Source organism: Shewanella sp. KCT (assembly GCF_007636505.1).
Classification (GTDB): domain Bacteria; phylum Pseudomonadota; class Gammaproteobacteria; order Enterobacterales; family Shewanellaceae; genus Shewanella; species Shewanella halotolerans.
Genome location: NZ_LVDJ01000004.1, coordinates 326,136 through 341,955 on the forward strand (window position 1 = coordinate 326,136; position 15,820 = coordinate 341,955).

At 52.4% G+C, this 15,820-nt stretch carries 13 protein-coding genes and 2 tRNA genes; 10 read left to right on the plus strand and 5 right to left on the minus strand.

All coding sequences use genetic code 11. From position 1 onward, the window contains the following. Positions 1 to 79: 79 nt before the first annotated feature. The gene (locus tag AYI87_RS08455) at positions 80 to 799 is read right to left on the minus strand and encodes a SapC family protein (RefSeq protein ID WP_011864918.1); all 720 of its coding nucleotides are present in this window, start codon (positions 797 to 799) and stop codon (positions 80 to 82) included. 1,317 nt (positions 800 to 2,116) lie between these two features. On the opposite strand from AYI87_RS08455, the gene AYI87_RS08460 reads away from it, so the two are divergent. From AYI87_RS08460 to nagP, 5 genes are all read left to right on the plus strand, one after another. After that, on the plus strand, positions 2,117 to 4,783 hold the full coding sequence (locus AYI87_RS08460) for a family 20 glycosylhydrolase (protein WP_144201199.1): 2,667 nt from the start codon (positions 2,117 to 2,119) through the stop codon (positions 4,781 to 4,783). Positions 4,784 to 5,118: 335 nt separating this feature from the next. Next, positions 5,119 to 6,018 (plus strand): N-acetylglucosamine kinase, encoded by a 900-nt coding sequence (nagK, locus tag AYI87_RS08465; protein ID WP_144201201.1) that lies wholly within the window; start codon positions 5,119 to 5,121, stop codon positions 6,016 to 6,018. Positions 6,019 to 6,126: 108 nt separating this feature from the next. After that, a complete protein-coding gene (nagA, locus tag AYI87_RS08470; protein ID WP_144201203.1) occupies positions 6,127 to 7,257 on the plus strand; it encodes an N-acetylglucosamine-6-phosphate deacetylase in 1,131 nt (376 codons plus the stop codon). A 167-nt stretch (positions 7,258 to 7,424) separates the two neighbouring features. Beyond that, entirely contained in the window at positions 7,425 to 8,588 is a 1,164-nt protein-coding gene (nagX, locus tag AYI87_RS08475; protein ID WP_144201205.1) for a transmembrane glucosamine N-acetyltransferase NagX, read from the plus strand. Between the two features lie 212 nt (positions 8,589 to 8,800). After that, positions 8,801 to 10,105: an N-acetylglucosamine MFS transporter NagP gene (nagP, locus tag AYI87_RS08480; protein ID WP_409928966.1), complete on the plus strand. Its 1,305-nt coding sequence runs from the start codon at positions 8,801 to 8,803 to the stop codon at positions 10,103 to 10,105. 188 nt (positions 10,106 to 10,293) lie between these two features. Here nagP and AYI87_RS08485 read toward each other — a convergent pair. Then, a tRNA-Thr gene (locus tag AYI87_RS08485) sits at positions 10,294 to 10,369 on the minus strand. Between the two features lie 7 nt (positions 10,370 to 10,376). Beyond that, positions 10,377 to 10,452 (minus strand) — tRNA-Phe (locus tag AYI87_RS08490). A 386-nt stretch (positions 10,453 to 10,838) separates the two neighbouring features. On the opposite strand from AYI87_RS08490, the gene AYI87_RS08495 reads away from it, so the two are divergent. Further along, complete coding sequence (locus tag AYI87_RS08495) at positions 10,839 to 11,393, plus strand: cytochrome b (protein WP_144201208.1); 555 nt, start codon at positions 10,839 to 10,841, stop codon at positions 11,391 to 11,393. Further along, on the plus strand, positions 11,390 to 11,980 hold the full coding sequence (locus AYI87_RS08500) for a YceI family protein (protein ID WP_144201210.1): 591 nt from the start codon (positions 11,390 to 11,392) through the stop codon (positions 11,978 to 11,980). Before AYI87_RS08495 ends, AYI87_RS08500 begins: the two co-directional genes overlap by 4 nt. 75 nt (positions 11,981 to 12,055) lie before the next feature. Here AYI87_RS08500 and AYI87_RS08505 read toward each other — a convergent pair whose 3' ends face one another. Together AYI87_RS08505 and mutY are read right to left on the minus strand one after the other, a co-directional pair. Continuing rightward, positions 12,056 to 12,334, minus strand: a complete 279-nt coding sequence (locus tag AYI87_RS08505; RefSeq protein ID WP_011864926.1) for an oxidative damage protection protein — start codon at positions 12,332 to 12,334, stop codon at positions 12,056 to 12,058. 2 nt (positions 12,335 to 12,336) lie between these two features. Next, positions 12,337 to 13,395 (minus strand): A/G-specific adenine glycosylase, encoded by a 1,059-nt coding sequence (gene mutY / locus AYI87_RS08510; protein ID WP_144201212.1) that lies wholly within the window; start codon positions 13,393 to 13,395, stop codon positions 12,337 to 12,339. Between the two features lie 283 nt (positions 13,396 to 13,678). Between mutY and trmB the strand changes: the two genes are divergently transcribed. The 3 genes from trmB to glsB are packed head-to-tail and all read left to right on the plus strand — an operon-like array spanning position 13,679 to position 15,663. Beyond that, the gene (gene trmB, locus AYI87_RS08515; protein ID WP_144201214.1) at positions 13,679 to 14,395 is read left to right on the plus strand and encodes a tRNA (guanosine(46)-N7)-methyltransferase TrmB; all 717 of its coding nucleotides are present in this window, start codon (positions 13,679 to 13,681) and stop codon (positions 14,393 to 14,395) included. A 30-nt stretch (positions 14,396 to 14,425) separates the two neighbouring features. Next, positions 14,426 to 14,749: a YggL family protein gene (locus tag AYI87_RS08520; RefSeq protein ID WP_011864929.1), complete on the plus strand. Its 324-nt coding sequence runs from the start codon at positions 14,426 to 14,428 to the stop codon at positions 14,747 to 14,749. Next, entirely contained in the window at positions 14,749 to 15,663 is a 915-nt protein-coding gene (glsB, locus tag AYI87_RS08525) for a glutaminase B (protein WP_144201216.1), read from the plus strand. Before AYI87_RS08520 ends, glsB begins: the two co-directional genes overlap by 1 nt. Positions 15,664 to 15,820 lie beyond the last annotated feature (157 nt).

The following is a 15,820-nucleotide window of genomic DNA, read 5'->3' on the forward strand; positions in this document are numbered from 1 at the left end:
TTTGAGTTCTGAATGGGCACAATCGCTTTGGCGGGGCGCAGTTTAATCCAACGTCCCGCCATTAGCTTGTAGCGGATACTTATTGCAGCTTATCGAACTGATTTTGCTTGGCGATAAGGCGAGACAGCTGGTTAAGTGAGGCTCTGTGAGCATAGACGATAGGCAGCAAACCTTTCTTTCTAAGCTCGAGGAAATCCTCATCGCTTAGCTCGTTCAGCACCTTATCGTCGATCAGGTAGACACCATTGATGTTGATCTTCTGCTCAGATCTTTCCAGCTTAATCGTTAGCTGCTGAGAAACCAGTAAGTTCTTATCTGCCAGGTATTGGCAAACAGCCTGTGTCTGTTGATGCATGGCGGCGACATCCAGCAGGGCATTGGTTCGCGCCGTCAGGTATTCACTACGTTCACCCTCGTCGGTGAAGAGTCGATTGCCAGCGTCCTCTGACACCATAGGGCTCTCCTCATCGATGCAGACGATCACATTGTCGCCTTCCTCCGAGGTTCTGGCGATGGACAGCGGCGCATTGCTAAAGCCGATTGGGCTGATTGGCGCATCCCATTGGTTGCTCTGGCAGTAGAGGTTAACTTCGGGCTCGATCCCCATGATGGCTACTGGAATAAACTGGCCGGTCTCGCCATTCTTCACGAAAACGATGGGAAATTCGGCTGCCAGGCTAGGGATCTCCCTGGCCAGTACAGGGATCAGGTGTTCCTTGTTGAAACGGCTGAAATCGTTTGAATGAGTCAGCTTGATGTTGAGATGCTTTTCTGTCGATAGGGGGACAATCTTTGCCATGTTTTTACCTTAGTTAATTTTAGTTTGTGGTGTCTGTTCCCAGCCCATTGTTTGTTAGGCAGGGAAACGCTGGGTTAATCTTTTACCGCTAGTGGCGACCATAGTGCAAGTACTATTAAATCTAGTAGGCGCTAAAGTGGTGCGATAAAGGCGTTAAGTTGAGCAATTTTCACTGTTCGGCGCTTCGAATTAAATTTATCACTGGGAGGGCATAAGCTTGCTCTTTTTGATACTCTTCTCATAAGACCTCCCATTTTCTCCACACTATCATCTGGCGCCACACCCATACTCATAGGTCCTTTTCGTTAGCATTGGTGCTCGTTTTCGGCTTTGAGTATCTCCTGGATGTTATCAACAGTTGACAGCGTTGTCATATTTATGTGGCATTTGATGTTGGGTACTGTCTTTGTAGCTGTGTCTGGGACTGGCGGTTTTCAACGGGCAGATAAAAAATTGCCTCAGAATGTCAAAAAAATGTAGAAATTCTGTTCTTTATTAGGTAGATTAATAAATGACAGCGTTGTCATTTGCTTGTGTGGCACGTTCGTTTTGTAAGGTTTGCATTGTTAGGAAGAGGTCTCCTAACCTGTGCATTGGCAGTAGCCATTAAGTTTGTAGCAATGGTTATTGTGTTTGTTTTTTCCTATAGTCTCTCCCCAGATACTAGAGATGGCTAGATGTGTTATGTCTCAAAAGGCGCCTTTATCGGTGGCACTTGATACATGATGCATCTAGCGCTTTTTTCTGGATTAGAGTGACGCCTGATGAGTGGGCTCTAGGGAAATGCGGAGCAGCGAGCAAAGCACAGCAGAGCTGGGCGTTCGTTGTCTTGCAGAGCTTCAGATTAAATAAACAGATTTCTTTCATTGTCAGATTGCTTGCCGTAGCCAGAACGCTTTCTATAGCCTGATTACATGCCAATTCTAGATGCTTGTAATTGCCAGGTGGGGTTCGGGGAGCCGCCAGATTTATAAATGTCTGACGATGATCTGTTTTCGCCGTTGCATCTATTTGCAAATAGGGCAAGATGCGGCGGCAAATAAGACCAAGTGCAATAAGTAAGTGATCAGCAATAGCGCAGGGAAAACGATTGAGAGCAAGGCTGAATTTTTAGGTAAGTAGTGATTCTACAATCAAAAAAGTAATGCAGTTATCGAACGTTTTAACAAGTTAGCTTGAACAGTTATTTATTAGGATTGGCATAAAGTGGTGGCTATCTCAGATATCGCAATAACAGGAAGCTGATTGCCTATGCTGACGGGGAAGGGTGGCTGCAATGAGACTTGATAGTTCAAGTCGAGAAAAGTGAGGATAACAATGAATAATAAGCTCATTCCAATAACATTACTCATGAGCCTGGGACTGTTTGGGTGCAGTCAGCCAACCACTAACCAAATTGCCAAGGATAAAGGCGTCGCGGCGCAGCAGGTCAGCGAAAGTTCTGCTCAGCAGGTACTGTATCAGTTTGCTACTAGCCTTGCCGTTAATTATCACACCCTGACCAATTATCCTCAGCAGTGCACCTCAACAGGTGTCGATGGCCGCTGTTTTGCCGCCCAGATCGAATTAGTCCCGGGTGTCGATTTTGGCCGTAAGGATTGGGCTATCTACTACAGCCAGATGCGGCCGGTAAAACAGGTGCTAACCGATGCCTTTGAGCTGACTCAGGTTAAAGGGGATCTGCATCGCATCACGCCCACGGATAAATTTAGCGGTTTCAAGAAAGGTCAACCGGTCGACATCGCCTTTCTCGGTGAGTTATGGCAGCTATCGGAAACCGATGCCATGCCCAATTACTATATCGTCGTTCCCGGCCTTAAGCCCGAGATCATCAGCAGTACTCAGCTGACTGTCGATGCCAGTACCGGCATGGAGCAGCGGCCCTATGTCGAGACTTATGTCAGTGCTGAGAGCCAATATAAGCGTAGCGATACCGATAAGCTTAAGTGGGCGACACCTCAGGTCTTGTTTGATGCAAACCAGGATATCGAGAGTCGCCCTGAGCTTGCCGTCAACGCGATCATCCCAACGCCCAAGCGACAAATAATCAATAGTCAAAGCCCAGTGTTATCCCTGGCCTCTGGCTATCATCTGGATGCTGGCGGTGTAGCTAAGGCGTCTGTGGAGGCGGCCTTGGCTCGCCTGGCCCGCCTTGGCGTTAAGCCGTCGCCTCAAGGTATCCCACTCAAGTTAGAGCCGTCGAAGACTAAACTCGCCGAAGGGGGCTATCGCCTCGATATTACCTCAGATGGCATCACCATAGGCGCCAGCGACGATGCCGGTTTCTCCTATGGCTTGGCCTCGCTAACAAGCCTTATCTCTCTCGACACCCTATCGCTCAATGCCATGCAGATTGAAGATGAGCCTAGATATGACTTTCGCGGCATGCATGTCGACGTGGCGCGTAATTTTCACAGCAAGCAGTTTATCTTAGACCTGCTGGATCAGATGGCGGCCTATAAGCTAAACAAGCTACATTTGCATATGGCCGATGATGAGGGCTGGCGCCTAGAGATAGACGGCCTGCCCGAGCTGACCCTGGTGGGCAGTCGTCGCTGTCACGACCTGCAGGAAGATACCTGTTTATTGCCGCAGCTGGGCAGCGGCCCAGATGGCGATAGTAAGGTTAATGGTTTCTACTCAAAGGCCGATTATATCGAGATCCTTAAGTATGCCGGCGCGCGCCAAATTCAGGTGATACCGTCCATGGATATGCCGGGTCACTCGCGCGCCGCCATCAAGTCGATGGAGGCCAGGTATCGCCGTCTGATGGCTGAAGGCAATGAAGCCGCTGCAAACGAGTATCGCCTCATCGATCCGCTGGATAAGACCCGCTACGCCTCGATCCAATATTATGACGACAATACGCTCAACGTCTGTATGGATTCCAGTTATCACTTTGTCGATAAGGTGGTGAGTGAGATAGCCAAGCTGCATCAGGCTGCAGGTCAGAGCCTAGAGCTTTATCATATCGGCGCCGATGAAACCGCCGGTGCCTGGGTCGAGTCACCCGTCTGTCAGGCACTGCTTGCAGACAAAGACAGCGGCCTGGATAGCGAGGCACATTATGGGGCTTACTTCATCGAGCGGGTAGCCAAGATGCTGGCCGATAAAGGGATTGAAACCGCGGGCTGGAGCGATGGCATGAGCCATACCCGACCCGAGCGTATGCCGGCAAAGAATCAAACTAACATCTGGGATGTGGTTGCCCACGGCGGCCATAAGCGCGCCCATGCACAGGCCAACCTGGGCTGGGATACGGTACTGAGTAATCCCGAGGTGCTCTATTTCGATTTCCCTTACGAGGCCGATCCCAAAGAGCATGGATACTACTGGGCGAGTCGCAGCACCAACGAGCGCAAACTCTTTAGCTTCATGCCAGATAACCTTCCGGCCAACGCCGAGCAGTGGACGGATATAGAAGGTAAGCCATTTGAAGCCGACGATACCCTTAAGCTGGATGACGCGGGCAAACGCCTCAGCGGCCCGCTAAATCAAGGCGTTAGATTCAAAGGGATCCAGGGCCAGCTCTGGAGCGAGACCATACGCTCAGATCAAGTGGTGGAATATATGGTGTTTCCTCGCCTGTTAGTGCTCGCCGAAAGGGCATGGCACAAAGCCGATTGGGAGGTGCCATATCAATATCAGGGGGCTAAATATGGCCCTGAGACAAACTACTTCACGGCCGAGATGCGCGAGAAGCAGCGCGTGCAGTGGCAGACCTTTGCCAACACCTTAGGCTATAAGGAGCTGGCTAAGCTGGATAGGGCAGGAATAGCCTATCGTGTGCCAACCCTAGGCGCCAAGATCAAGGAGGGTTACCTGCAGGCGAACAGCATCTACCCCGGGCTTGGGATAGAGTATCGACTCGATGGCGGCCAGTGGCAGCAATATACAGAGGCGGTTAGAGTCTCAGGAAGAGTAGAGGTCAGAGGCGTCGCCGCCGATGGTATCCGCAAGGGGCGCATACTCAAGGTCAATTAGTATTTCGCTGACAGCATTAGTCTACTGGCCTAAATAGCTCATTTTAGCTAGCTAATGAAAAAGCGACTTAAGCCAGCTAATGAAAATGCAATGTAAGCTAGCGCGGTTATCGAAGAGCCGATAACCGCTTTCCTCCCTGTTAAATAGCAAATAAAAATCTGGGCGCCTTAGAGGCGTTAGCCGGGCAGTGACCGAGAAGTTTGCTGTCACAAATTTAGCGAACATTTTAAATGACAGCGTTGTCATTTTTGTTGTAACATGACATTAACTTAGTCAGTGGGCAGGGCGGGCGAAGCTAGATGCCCTGGATAATAAAACTGTGAAAGAGGTTGGTAATGGGATTTAACCAGACAGAGGAACAGGCCCTCGTCATAGGCATAGATGGTGGTGGCAGCAAATGCCGCGCGACTATCTACGCCGCCGATGACAGTGTGATCGGCACTGGTGTGGCCGGGCGTGCAAATCCGCTTTACGGCCTGACACATACCTTCGACTCTATCTCGCGTGCGACCGAGCTCGCCTTAGAAGACGCCGGACTAAAAGCTGGCGACAGCAAGACACTGGTGGCGGGCGTAGGCCTGGCTGGAGTCAATGTCGCGCATCTCTATCAGGCGATCAAAGCATGGCAGCATCCATTCGCAGATATGTATGTCACCACAGATCTGCACACTGCCTGCATCGGCGCCCATAAAGGTGGCGATGGCGCTGTGATCATCACAGGTACCGGCTCCTGCGGCTATGCCCACGTGGGCGAGCAGTCCTTGAGCCTAGGCGGACACGGCTTTGCCCTGGGCGATAAGGGCAGCGGCGCCTGGCTTGGCTTACAGGCCGCGCAGCAGGTACTGTTAGATCTCGATGGCTTCGGCCCGGCTACCCAGCTAACAGAGCGTCTGTTGGAGCACTTCAAGGTGAACGATGCCATGGGCATAGTCGAGCATCTGGCGGGCAAATCATCCGGTTGTTATGCCACCATGGCGCGCACGGTGTTATCTTGTGCACAGGCCCAGGATGAGGTGGCTAAGGCGATAGTGGTCGAGGGCGCCGCGTATATCAGTGCCTTGGCCCACAAGTTATTTGAGATCCACCCGCCGCGTTTCTCCATGATAGGTGGCCTCGCCGAGCCTCTGGCTCCCTGGTTGGATAGGCGGGTGGTCGACAAGATCTCGCCAATCCTTGCCCCGCCCGAATTAGGCGCCGCCTATTTTGCGCGCCAGCAGCTAGGCTCTAGTAGTTAGGCTATTGCAGTTAAGCTCTTGCACTTAAGTTTTAGCAGTTAAGATTTAGCAGTCAGGCGTGAGCCAAGCTAACGAGTTGTAGATGATGTTTTGCCAGGAATCGAATCGATGAAACAGACACTGATTGCCGAACGGGTATTTGACGGCGAACACTTCCACCTTAACCAGGCCATCACCATAGAGGACGGGCGTATCGTCTCTTTCGATAGGGCGAGCGATGTCGAGCCTATTTTGCTGGCCGGCACCCTGGTACCTGGCTTTATTGATGTTCAGGTCAATGGTGGCGGCGGTGCCTTGTTTAACGACGCGCCCAGCGTCGAGAAGATAAAGACCATAGGCCAGGCCCATGCCAGATTTGGCACCACGGGTTTCTTGCCGACCCTGATCACCGACGAAATTGAGGTAATGCGCGCCGCCGCCGATGCAGTGGCCGAGGCGCTGGCGCTGAATACGCCAAGCGTGCTGGGGATCCATTTCGAGGGGCCGCACCTCAGTGTGCCCAAGAAGGGCGTCCATCCGGCTAATTATATTCGACGTATCTCAGATGAAGAGTTGGCGGTTTTTGCCCGTGATGATCTGGGGACTAAGGTGGTGACACTGGCGCCGGAGAACGTCGCACCAGAGGTGATTCATGCCCTGGTCGAATGTGGCGTCAGAGTCTGTCTCGGTCACTCTAATGCCGACTACGACACTGTTATTAAGGCGCTTGAGGCGGGAGCTACCGGTTTCACGCACCTGTTTAACGCCATGTCACCCATGGATTCCAGGACGCCGGGCATGGTAGGCGCGGCGCTCGAAAGTCAGGATGCCTGGTGCGGCCTGATTGTCGATGGTCACCATGTGCATCCGGCTTCGGCTAAGGTAGCTATCGCCGCCAAGCCAAGGGGCAAGGTGATGCTGGTGACAGATGCCATGCCGCCTGTGGGCATGGACGATAACGCCAGCTTCGAGCTGTTTGGCACCCAAGTGGTGCGCCGCGGTGACAGGTTAAATGCAGTAACTGGCGAGCTTGCCGGATGTGTGCTGGATATGATTGGCGCGGTCAACAACTGCGTTAGCATGCTAGGCGTGACCCAGGAAGAGGCGCTGCGGATGGCGGCTAGATATCCCGCCGAGTTTATCGGTCATCGTCAGCGCGGCGTGTTTACCATAGGCGCCAGGGCGGATATGGTGTTGCTGGGCAGCGATAATCAAGTGGCGCGCACCTACATAGATGGCCAGCTGGTCTATCAGGCATAGTGACCCCATTAGATGCCTAGTCGTCGCGCTAGAGAATTGGAAAAGGCGCTGAAACAAGCGCTCTATTTTTGCTCGTAATTGAGGCGCTAATTAGGCTCAGTGCTCGTGCCGATCGGGTTAAGCCTAGTGTTTGATTTATAATAATAACGATAAGAGAGAGGCTCCTGATGGAACCTAAAACAGATACCCATCCAAAACCGGCCGCGAAACCCAGGCTGATGTCGCTCGATGCCCTAAGGGGCTTCGATATGTTCTGGATCCTGGGGGGCGAGGCATTGTTTGCGGCGCTGCTCGTCTGGACTGGCTGGCAGGGCTGGCGTATCGCCGATGCCCAGATGCACCACAGTCAGTGGCACGGCTTTACCTTCTATGATCTTATCTTCCCTTTATTTATCTTCCTCTCCGGCGTCGCCTTGGGCCTATCGCCCAAACGCCTGGATTCAATGCCCTGGCCCGAGCGTCTTTCCCTCTATCGCCACGCGATAAAACGTCTGATGCTGCTCCTCCTGTTTGGCGTGCTCTATAACCATGGCTGGGGCACTGGCATGCCGATGGCGGCGGATGAGGTGAGATATGCCAGCGTGCTGGGACGCATCGCCTTTGCCTGGTTCTTCGCCGCCTTACTGGTGTGGCATACCGGGCTGAAGACGCAGATCTTGGTCGCCATCGGTATACTCCTTGGATACGCCGCGATGCAGCTGTTGCTGCCGGTTCCCGGCGGTGTGGCCGGGGACTTCTCTATGTCTGGTTCGATCAACGCCTATGTGGACGGCAAGTTTCTGCCCGGTATTAGCTATCAGGGCAGGGCGACAGACCCTGAGGGGATCCTCTCGACGCTTCCAGCCATAGTCAATGCCTTAGTCGGCGTCTTTACCGGTCGCTTCATCGTTAAGTCTCATCCCAAGTGGGGAGGGGCAAAGGGCGAATGGGCCAAGGTTGGCATCCTGTTACTAGCTGGCTTGCTCAGCCTGGGGCTCGGCTGGTTGATGAATCCTTATATTCCGGTGAATAAAGATCTCTGGACCAGTAGTTTTGTTATGGTCACCCTGGGCTGGAGCCTTATCTTACTTGCCATCTTCTATGCGCTGGTGGATGTGCTAAAGCTGCACAGATTGGCTTTTGCCTTTGTGGTCATAGGCTGCAATGCCATCATCATCTATCTGGCCTCGAGTCTGGTGAAGTGGGACTACCTTGCCAGCAGCCTATTTGGCGGCGCGATACTGGCGCTGCCGATCGAGATGCAGCCACTGGCGTCTGCCAGCGCCTTGCTCTCGGTGCAATGGCTGCTGCTCTACTGGATGTATAAGCGCGGCATCTTCATCAAGGTTTAAGTCTTATAGAAGATAATGGCTGGGCAATTTAATAAGGAAAACGCTGTGTTAGCCTGCAAAGGCTAAAAAGCCAAAATGACAGCGTTGTCTTTTTTCTGGTTATGTTTTAACATCGATGAAACAAGGGGGCTACTTGCCGCCCAAGCTGTAATGTACCAAGCCGATATCACGAGCTGATATCCAAAGATTAATTACTATAAGAAAACAGGCTTATGGAAATGACATTAAATAGTGAAAGTAAGCGCAGCAGCGTGATCCCCATGGCGATCGTTGCCGGACTCTTCTTCATTCTGGGTTTTGCGACCTGGCTAAATGGGTCCTTGATGCCTTACCTCAAGCAGATCCTGCAACTCACCCCGCTTCAAGCCTCCCTCATTCTCTTCTCCTTTTATATCGCCGTGACCTTTACCGCATTGCCCTCGGCATGGGTGATCCGTAAGGTGGGTTACAAGACGGGCATGGCGATGGGCATGGGGATCATGATGATAGCCGGCCTGCTATTCATACCAGCGGCCAAGACGCAGGTATTTGTGTTATTTCTGTTTGCTCAGCTGGTGATGGGCACGGGCCAGACCCTGCTACAGACGGCGGTGAATCCCTATGTGGTCAGAATCGGCCCCGAGGAGTCGGCCGCCGCTCGCGTGAGTGTCATGGGGATCCTCAACAAGGGCGCAGGGGTGATCGCGCCGCTGGTGTTTACTGCCCTGATCCTCGATAGCTTTAAGGACAGAGTCGGCGTAGAGTTGACCCAGGCGCAGATCGACGAGATGGCCAATGGCCTAGTGTTCCCATATCTGGGCATGGCTATCTTTATCGGTGTGCTGGCGCTACTGGTGAAGAAGTCGCCTCTGCCAGAGCTTGAAAATGAAGACGAGCAAGGGCAGGGCACCAAGGGGCATACCCGTGAGGCGCTGTCTCATCCTAATCTGGCATTAGGTGTAGTAGCACTGTTTTTCTATGTGGCGGTAGAAGTGATCGCCGGCGATACCATAGGCACCTTCGCCCTCTCTCTCGGAGTCGAAAACTATGGTGTGATGACCTCCTATACCATGATCTGCATGGTCATCGGCTACTCCCTGGGTATCCTGACCATTCCCCGTTTCATCTCTCAGCCTAAGGCGCTGATGATCTCGGCGATACTAGGCCTAATGCTGACGCTGGGGATCTTATTTGGTGACAACGAGTCCTATGCTATCGCCAATGCGTTGCTGGTTCCCTTCGGCGGCGCCATGTTGCCAGATACCCTGTTGATGATCGCCTTCTTAGGCTTGGCTAACGCCATCGTCTGGCCAGCAGTATGGCCGCTGGCGCTATCTGGCATGGGCAAACTGACCAGCACAGGCTCTGCGCTATTGGTGATGGGCATTGCAGGTGGCGCATTCGGTCCGCTGTTTTGGGGATTAACCAGCTCGGCCACATCGCTTGGTCAGCAGGGCGGCTATATGGTGATGTTGCCTTGTTACCTGTTTATCCTCTTCTATGCCGTGAAAGGCTATAAGATGCGTAGCTGGAAATAGCCGAGAGTGTTTATCGAATTAAAAGGAGCCTAGTGCTCCTTTTTTGTTGCTTAGTATCAAAAGGGGCAACTCGTTAATGACGGCTTTATTAGGAGAGGGGATGTTTGTATCAGGAGTGCCATGAATCCCATCAAGGGCGGTAAATTTCAAATATAAAAAAGCCCCGACACTGTCGAGGCTGTTTTATATGGTGCCGGCACCAAGAGTCGAACTCGGGACCTACTGATTACAAGTCAGTTGCTCTACCAACTGAGCTATGCCGGCTAAATTGTGGTGCCCGAACCCGGAATCGAACCAGGGACACGAGGATTTTCAATCCTCTGCTCTACCGACTGAGCTATTCGGGCAACTAAACTAAGTGTCTAGTTAACTACTTCAAACCAGGTCTCTGTGACCCTTGCCGTTTGGAGTGCGCGTATAATATAGCGCTGATATTTATCCTGCAAGCGCTTTTTTGGAGAAATTTAACTGCATGGCTAGTTAATGTGCAAAGTGCTGGCTTTTTGGCATTTATGCCGTTTTTTAGCGCAGTGGCTGTGGTTAAAACCCAGATTTAAGCCACTATTTGTTCTTAAAGGCGCGTTTTCAGGCCTCTTATTTCCCAACGCCCCACTTATCCATTTTGTCTTAGTGCTACCTTTCTAAAAATTAGAAATTTATTGGCGAAATTACGCGATATTCGTCGATATAAATCGAAGTTAATATGGTGTTAAGTGATAAATGAGGATGAATCGTGTTTAAAAATACCCAGAGCCGCTATGGCTTGGTGAGCATAGGCCTGCATTGGCTGACGGCGATTGCCGTGTTAACGCTATTTGCCCTGGGCGTGTGGATGGTCGAGCTGACCTATTACAGCGCCTGGTATAAGCGAGCGCCGGATCTGCATAAGAGCATAGGCGTGCTGCTGATGGTGTTAACCCTGTGCCGTCTGCTGTGGCGTTGCTTAAACCCGGCGCCTAAGGGGCTCCCCGGGCATCAAAGGTGGGAGAAGCTGGCCGCGGGCTTGGTGCATCGCCTGCTGTATCTGATACTGCTTGGTATCTTGATTTCTGGCTATCTTATCTCGACCGCCGACGGCAGGGCCATTGGCGTCTTCTCACTCATCGAGCTGCCGAGCCTGGGGCTATTGTTTGAGGGGCAGGCGGATATTGCAGGCAAGGTACATCAATATCTGGCCTATGGCTTTATCGCCTTGGTAACTCTGCATGCCCTTGGGGCACTAAAACACCATTTCATCGACAAAGACGCAAGCTTGAAACGCATGTTAAACATTAAGGAGACACAATGAAGAAGGCTATATTGAGCGCCGCACTTATTAGCACACTAGGCGCGGGTGCATTCATGTTACCGGCTACCGCCAATGCCGCCGATTATGTGATAGATACCCAAGGTGCCCACGCCTCGGTGCAGTTTAAGGTGAGTCACTTAGGTTATAGCTTCGTGGTGGGGCGATTTAACGAGTTTGCTGGCGACTTTAGTTTCGATAGCAAGCATATCGCTGATGCCAAGGTAAATGTAACGATCAACACGGCGAGCCTCGACTCTAACCACGCCGAGCGTGACAAGCACTTGAGAAGCGAGGATTTCCTTAATGTGGCTAAGCATCCCGAGGCTAGCTTTAAATCGACCTCGGTCAAAGAGCTGGGTGACGGCAAGTTTGTGCTCAATGGCATGCTGACCCTTAACGGGGTGACTAAGCCTGTGGCAATCGATGCAAAGTTTATTGGTGAGGGACAAGACCCTTGGGGTGGCTACCGCGCCGGTTTCGTCGGCCAGACTGAATTTGCCTTGAAGGACTATGATATCAAGATGGATCTGGGTCCCGCGTCCAGCCATGTGACCCTAGATCTCGTGGTAGAAGGCATTCGTCAGTAGTGACTGCTTAAGCAAGTCCCCATTATAGAAAAAGCGCCCATTGGCGCTTTTTACTTTTATAGAGCGAGCTATCTATTACTCGTCATCTTTTTGCGGCACATAGCCTTCGATCTCGACCTCTTTGCCCTCAAACAGGAAGTTAACCATCTGCTCTTCGAGGAATTTGCGATCGTCAACATTCATCATGTTGAGTTTCTTCTCATTAATCAGCATGGTCTGCTTGGCCTGCCAGAGTGACCAGGCTTCCTGGCTGATGTTGTCAAAAATTCGCTTACCGAGTTCACCCGGGTAGAGCTGAAAGGCTAGGCCGTCTGCCTCTTTCTTAAGATACTGGCAGTTCACTGTACGCGCCATGATTACTCCTTATTTGATACTGAACCTAAGTTGGTGAGGATCCGCTCTGTGGCGGCGGCCAGACCAACCTTGGGTGGCTTGGCTATGTTATACCAGAGAGAGGCGCTCTCTTCCATGATCTCATGTGCGCTTGTGGCCTGGTGTGCCACAAAGGCGCTGATATCCAGATGGAAATGGCTGAAGGTGTGACGAAAACTGTCTATCGGCTCCTGACTTTCGAGTGTAAGCCCTTTTGTTTCGGCAAACTCCTCGAGCGCCTCCTGGCTGTCAAACTGTGGGAAGCACCAGAGCCCGCCCCAGATCCCAGCCGGTGGGCGTTTGCTCATCAGCACCCGATCGTCATCTTTAATCACTAGCATATAGCCGAGCTTTTCCGGAATCGTCTTCTTCGGTTTCTTGCCGGGAAACTCAGTCTGGCGGCCCATCAGCTGCGCCTTACAGTCGATGGCGACGGGGCAGAGCTCGCACCTGGGCTTAGAGCGGGTGCAGATACTGGCGCCAATATCCATCATCGCCTGATTATATTGGGTTACGCCTGTCTTAGGGGTCAGGCTGTTGGTGAGCTGCCATAGCTGCTCCTCCACCTCGCGCTTACCGGGCCAGCCGGCGATGGCGCCGTGCCTGGCAAGCACTCGCTTGACGTTGCCATCTAATATGGGGTGATGCTGCCCAAGAGAGAGTGAGAGTACCGCCCCAGCGGTCGAGCGGCCAATGCCCGGCAGGGCGAGTACCTGCTCGAACTGGGTTGGGAACACACCATCATAGTCGCTGGCGATCAGCTGGGCGCTCTTATGTAGGTTACGCGCCCTGGCGTAATAGCCAAGGCCGGTCCAGTGGTGCAGCACCTCATCCTGTTCGGCACTTGCCAAGTCCAAGATAGTGGGGAAACGCGCCATAAAGGCTTCGAAGTAAGGGATAACGGTGGCGACTTGAGTCTGCTGCAACATGATCTCGGACACCCAAACCTTATAGGGGGTCTTATCTTGTTGCCAGGGAAGATGCTTGCGTCCGTGTTTGTCGTACCAGGTGACGATGCGCTGGTGAAATTGCTCTGTTTTCATGGCGCTCAGTCTATAGAGGGGCAAGGTTTTTCTCAACCAAAATGGCATCTCAAGGGCGCCATGGCTCGCACGCCGTGGGATAATTGGTATACTTTGGCAACATAGGGCTTGCCTTAGCGCAGTAACTTTGGATAATGCCCTTCTTTTTATAATTTTCCAATCATATAAGTGTCAGGATCCCGTGGGATCATATGAGTTTGTGAGTCGAGCCTAGAGTCGCTTGACGCTGACTTTTTCTCGGCGCTATATGGCCAACCAATGGCAGATCTGAGGCTGAAAAATAATGAGCGAAGTGACCACCGCAGAGTTTAACGAAGAGGGTAAATACCTTCGCAAAGTGAGAAGCTTTGTTTTACGAGAAGGACGTTTGACCAAGGGCCAGGCGCAGGCGATGGAGCAACAATGGCCTGTGATGGGATTGGACTACTCGCCCGAGCCTCTGGATCTGGTCAAGGTGTTTGGCCGCGAAGCCGATACCGTGCTGGAGATAGGGTTCGGCATGGGCGCCTCACTGGTTGAGATGGCTAAGGCGGCTCCCGAGCTTAACTTTATCGGTATCGAAGTTCACAAGCCTGGCGTAGGTGCTTGTCTTGCTGATGCGGCTGAGGCCGGCGTCACCAACCTGCGTGTGTTCCACCACGACGCCATCGAGGTGTTGGAAAACAGCATCCAAAGCGGCAGCCTGGCCAGAGTACAGCTATTCTTCCCAGATCCTTGGCACAAGAAGCGTCATCATAAGCGCCGTATCGTTCAGCCGGAATTTGCCGAGCTTATTCGCCGCTGCCTTAAGATAGGTGGTGTGTTCCACCTGGCGACCGATTGGGAAAACTATAGCGAGCACATGTTAGAGGTGATGAGCGCGGCGCCTGGCTATAAGAACCAGGCGCAGGATGGCGACTTTGTGCCCCGTCCCGATCATCGTCCGCTGACCAAGTTTGAGGCCAGGGGCCATCGTCTAGGGCATGGCGTCTGGGATCTGATGTTCGAGCGTACCGAGTAAGCTTAATTTCTATAAAAAGAGGGAATACACATGGCAACACGTAGTCGTCGTTTACGTAAAAAATTACGCATTGATGAGTTTCAAGAGTTCGGCTTCGATGTGAATTGGACCTTCGATGATTCGGTAAGCGAAGAGCAGATCGATGCTATCGTCGATCAGTTTATCGACCAGGTGATCGAGGTGAGAAAGCTGGGTTTCCACGGTGGCGGCCATAAAGAGTGGGAAGGCATCATCGCCACTCAAACTATCGGCAAGTGCACCGAAGAAGACAGGCAAGCCGTGAGTGACTTCTGGAAGAGTCAGCCGGTGAAAGATGTCGTGGTTAGCGAGCTTTACGATATCTGGTGGAACTAATGCCACAGAAGGACCTGCTCGAGACCATTATCGAGCAGGTGCGTCCTCTGCTGGGAAAGGGCAAGGTTGCCGACTATATTCCCGCCCTGGCCGAGGTGGACCCTACCAAGCTTGGGATCGCCGTGACCACAATCGATGGTCAAACCATAGGGGCTGGAGACTATCTCGAGCCCTTTTCGATCCAGAGTATCTCTAAGGTCTTTAGCCTCACGGTCGCTTTGACCCTGTATGAGGAGGCCGAGATCTGGTCCCGCGTCGGCAAGGAGCCCTCGGGGCAGTCCTTTAACTCCCTGGTGCAGATAGAGCTCGAGCGCGGAGTGCCGAGAAATCCCTTTATCAACGCCGGCGCTCTGATCATCGCCGATCTGTTGCAGAGCCGCCTCGGCGCGCCTAAGCATCATATGCTCGAGGTGGTCAGAAAGCTGAGCGCCAACGCCCATGTGATTTATGATAAGCGTGTCGCGGCCTCTGAATATGAGCACAGCGCCCGTAACGCGGCCATCGCTTACCTGATGAAGTCCTTCGGCAACTTTAATAACGATGTCGATAGGGTGCTGAGAAACTACTTTCACTACTGCGCGCTGAAGATGAGCTGCGCCGATCTATCCAAAGCCATGCTCTATCTGGCCAATCGAGGCCAGAGCCTCTCGGCAGAGCAGGTGGTCTCGCCCATACAGACACGTAAGCTTAACGCCCTGCTGGCCACATCTGGTCTGTACGATGGTGCGGGTGAGTTTGCCTATCGGGTCGGCATGCCGGGTAAGAGCGGCGTGGGCGGCGGCATCATCGCCGTGATCCCGGGCGATATGAGCATCTGTGTTTGGTCACCCGAGCTAGATAAGAACGGTAACTCTCTGGCGGGCACCGCCGCACTCGAGAAACTCTCCCAAGCCCTGGGCCGTTCTATCTTCTAACAGAGCGCCTGATTAGGCGCTCTTTCATTTAACTCTTTGCTTTGTTTTTATCTTTCTCTGCATTCTACTTTTCATGTCTTAGTTGTATTCGCGTCGATGGTGAAATTTACTAAAAACTGGTTGAAGGCTTTACTTTTGTTAGCCCATAGCCGACTTA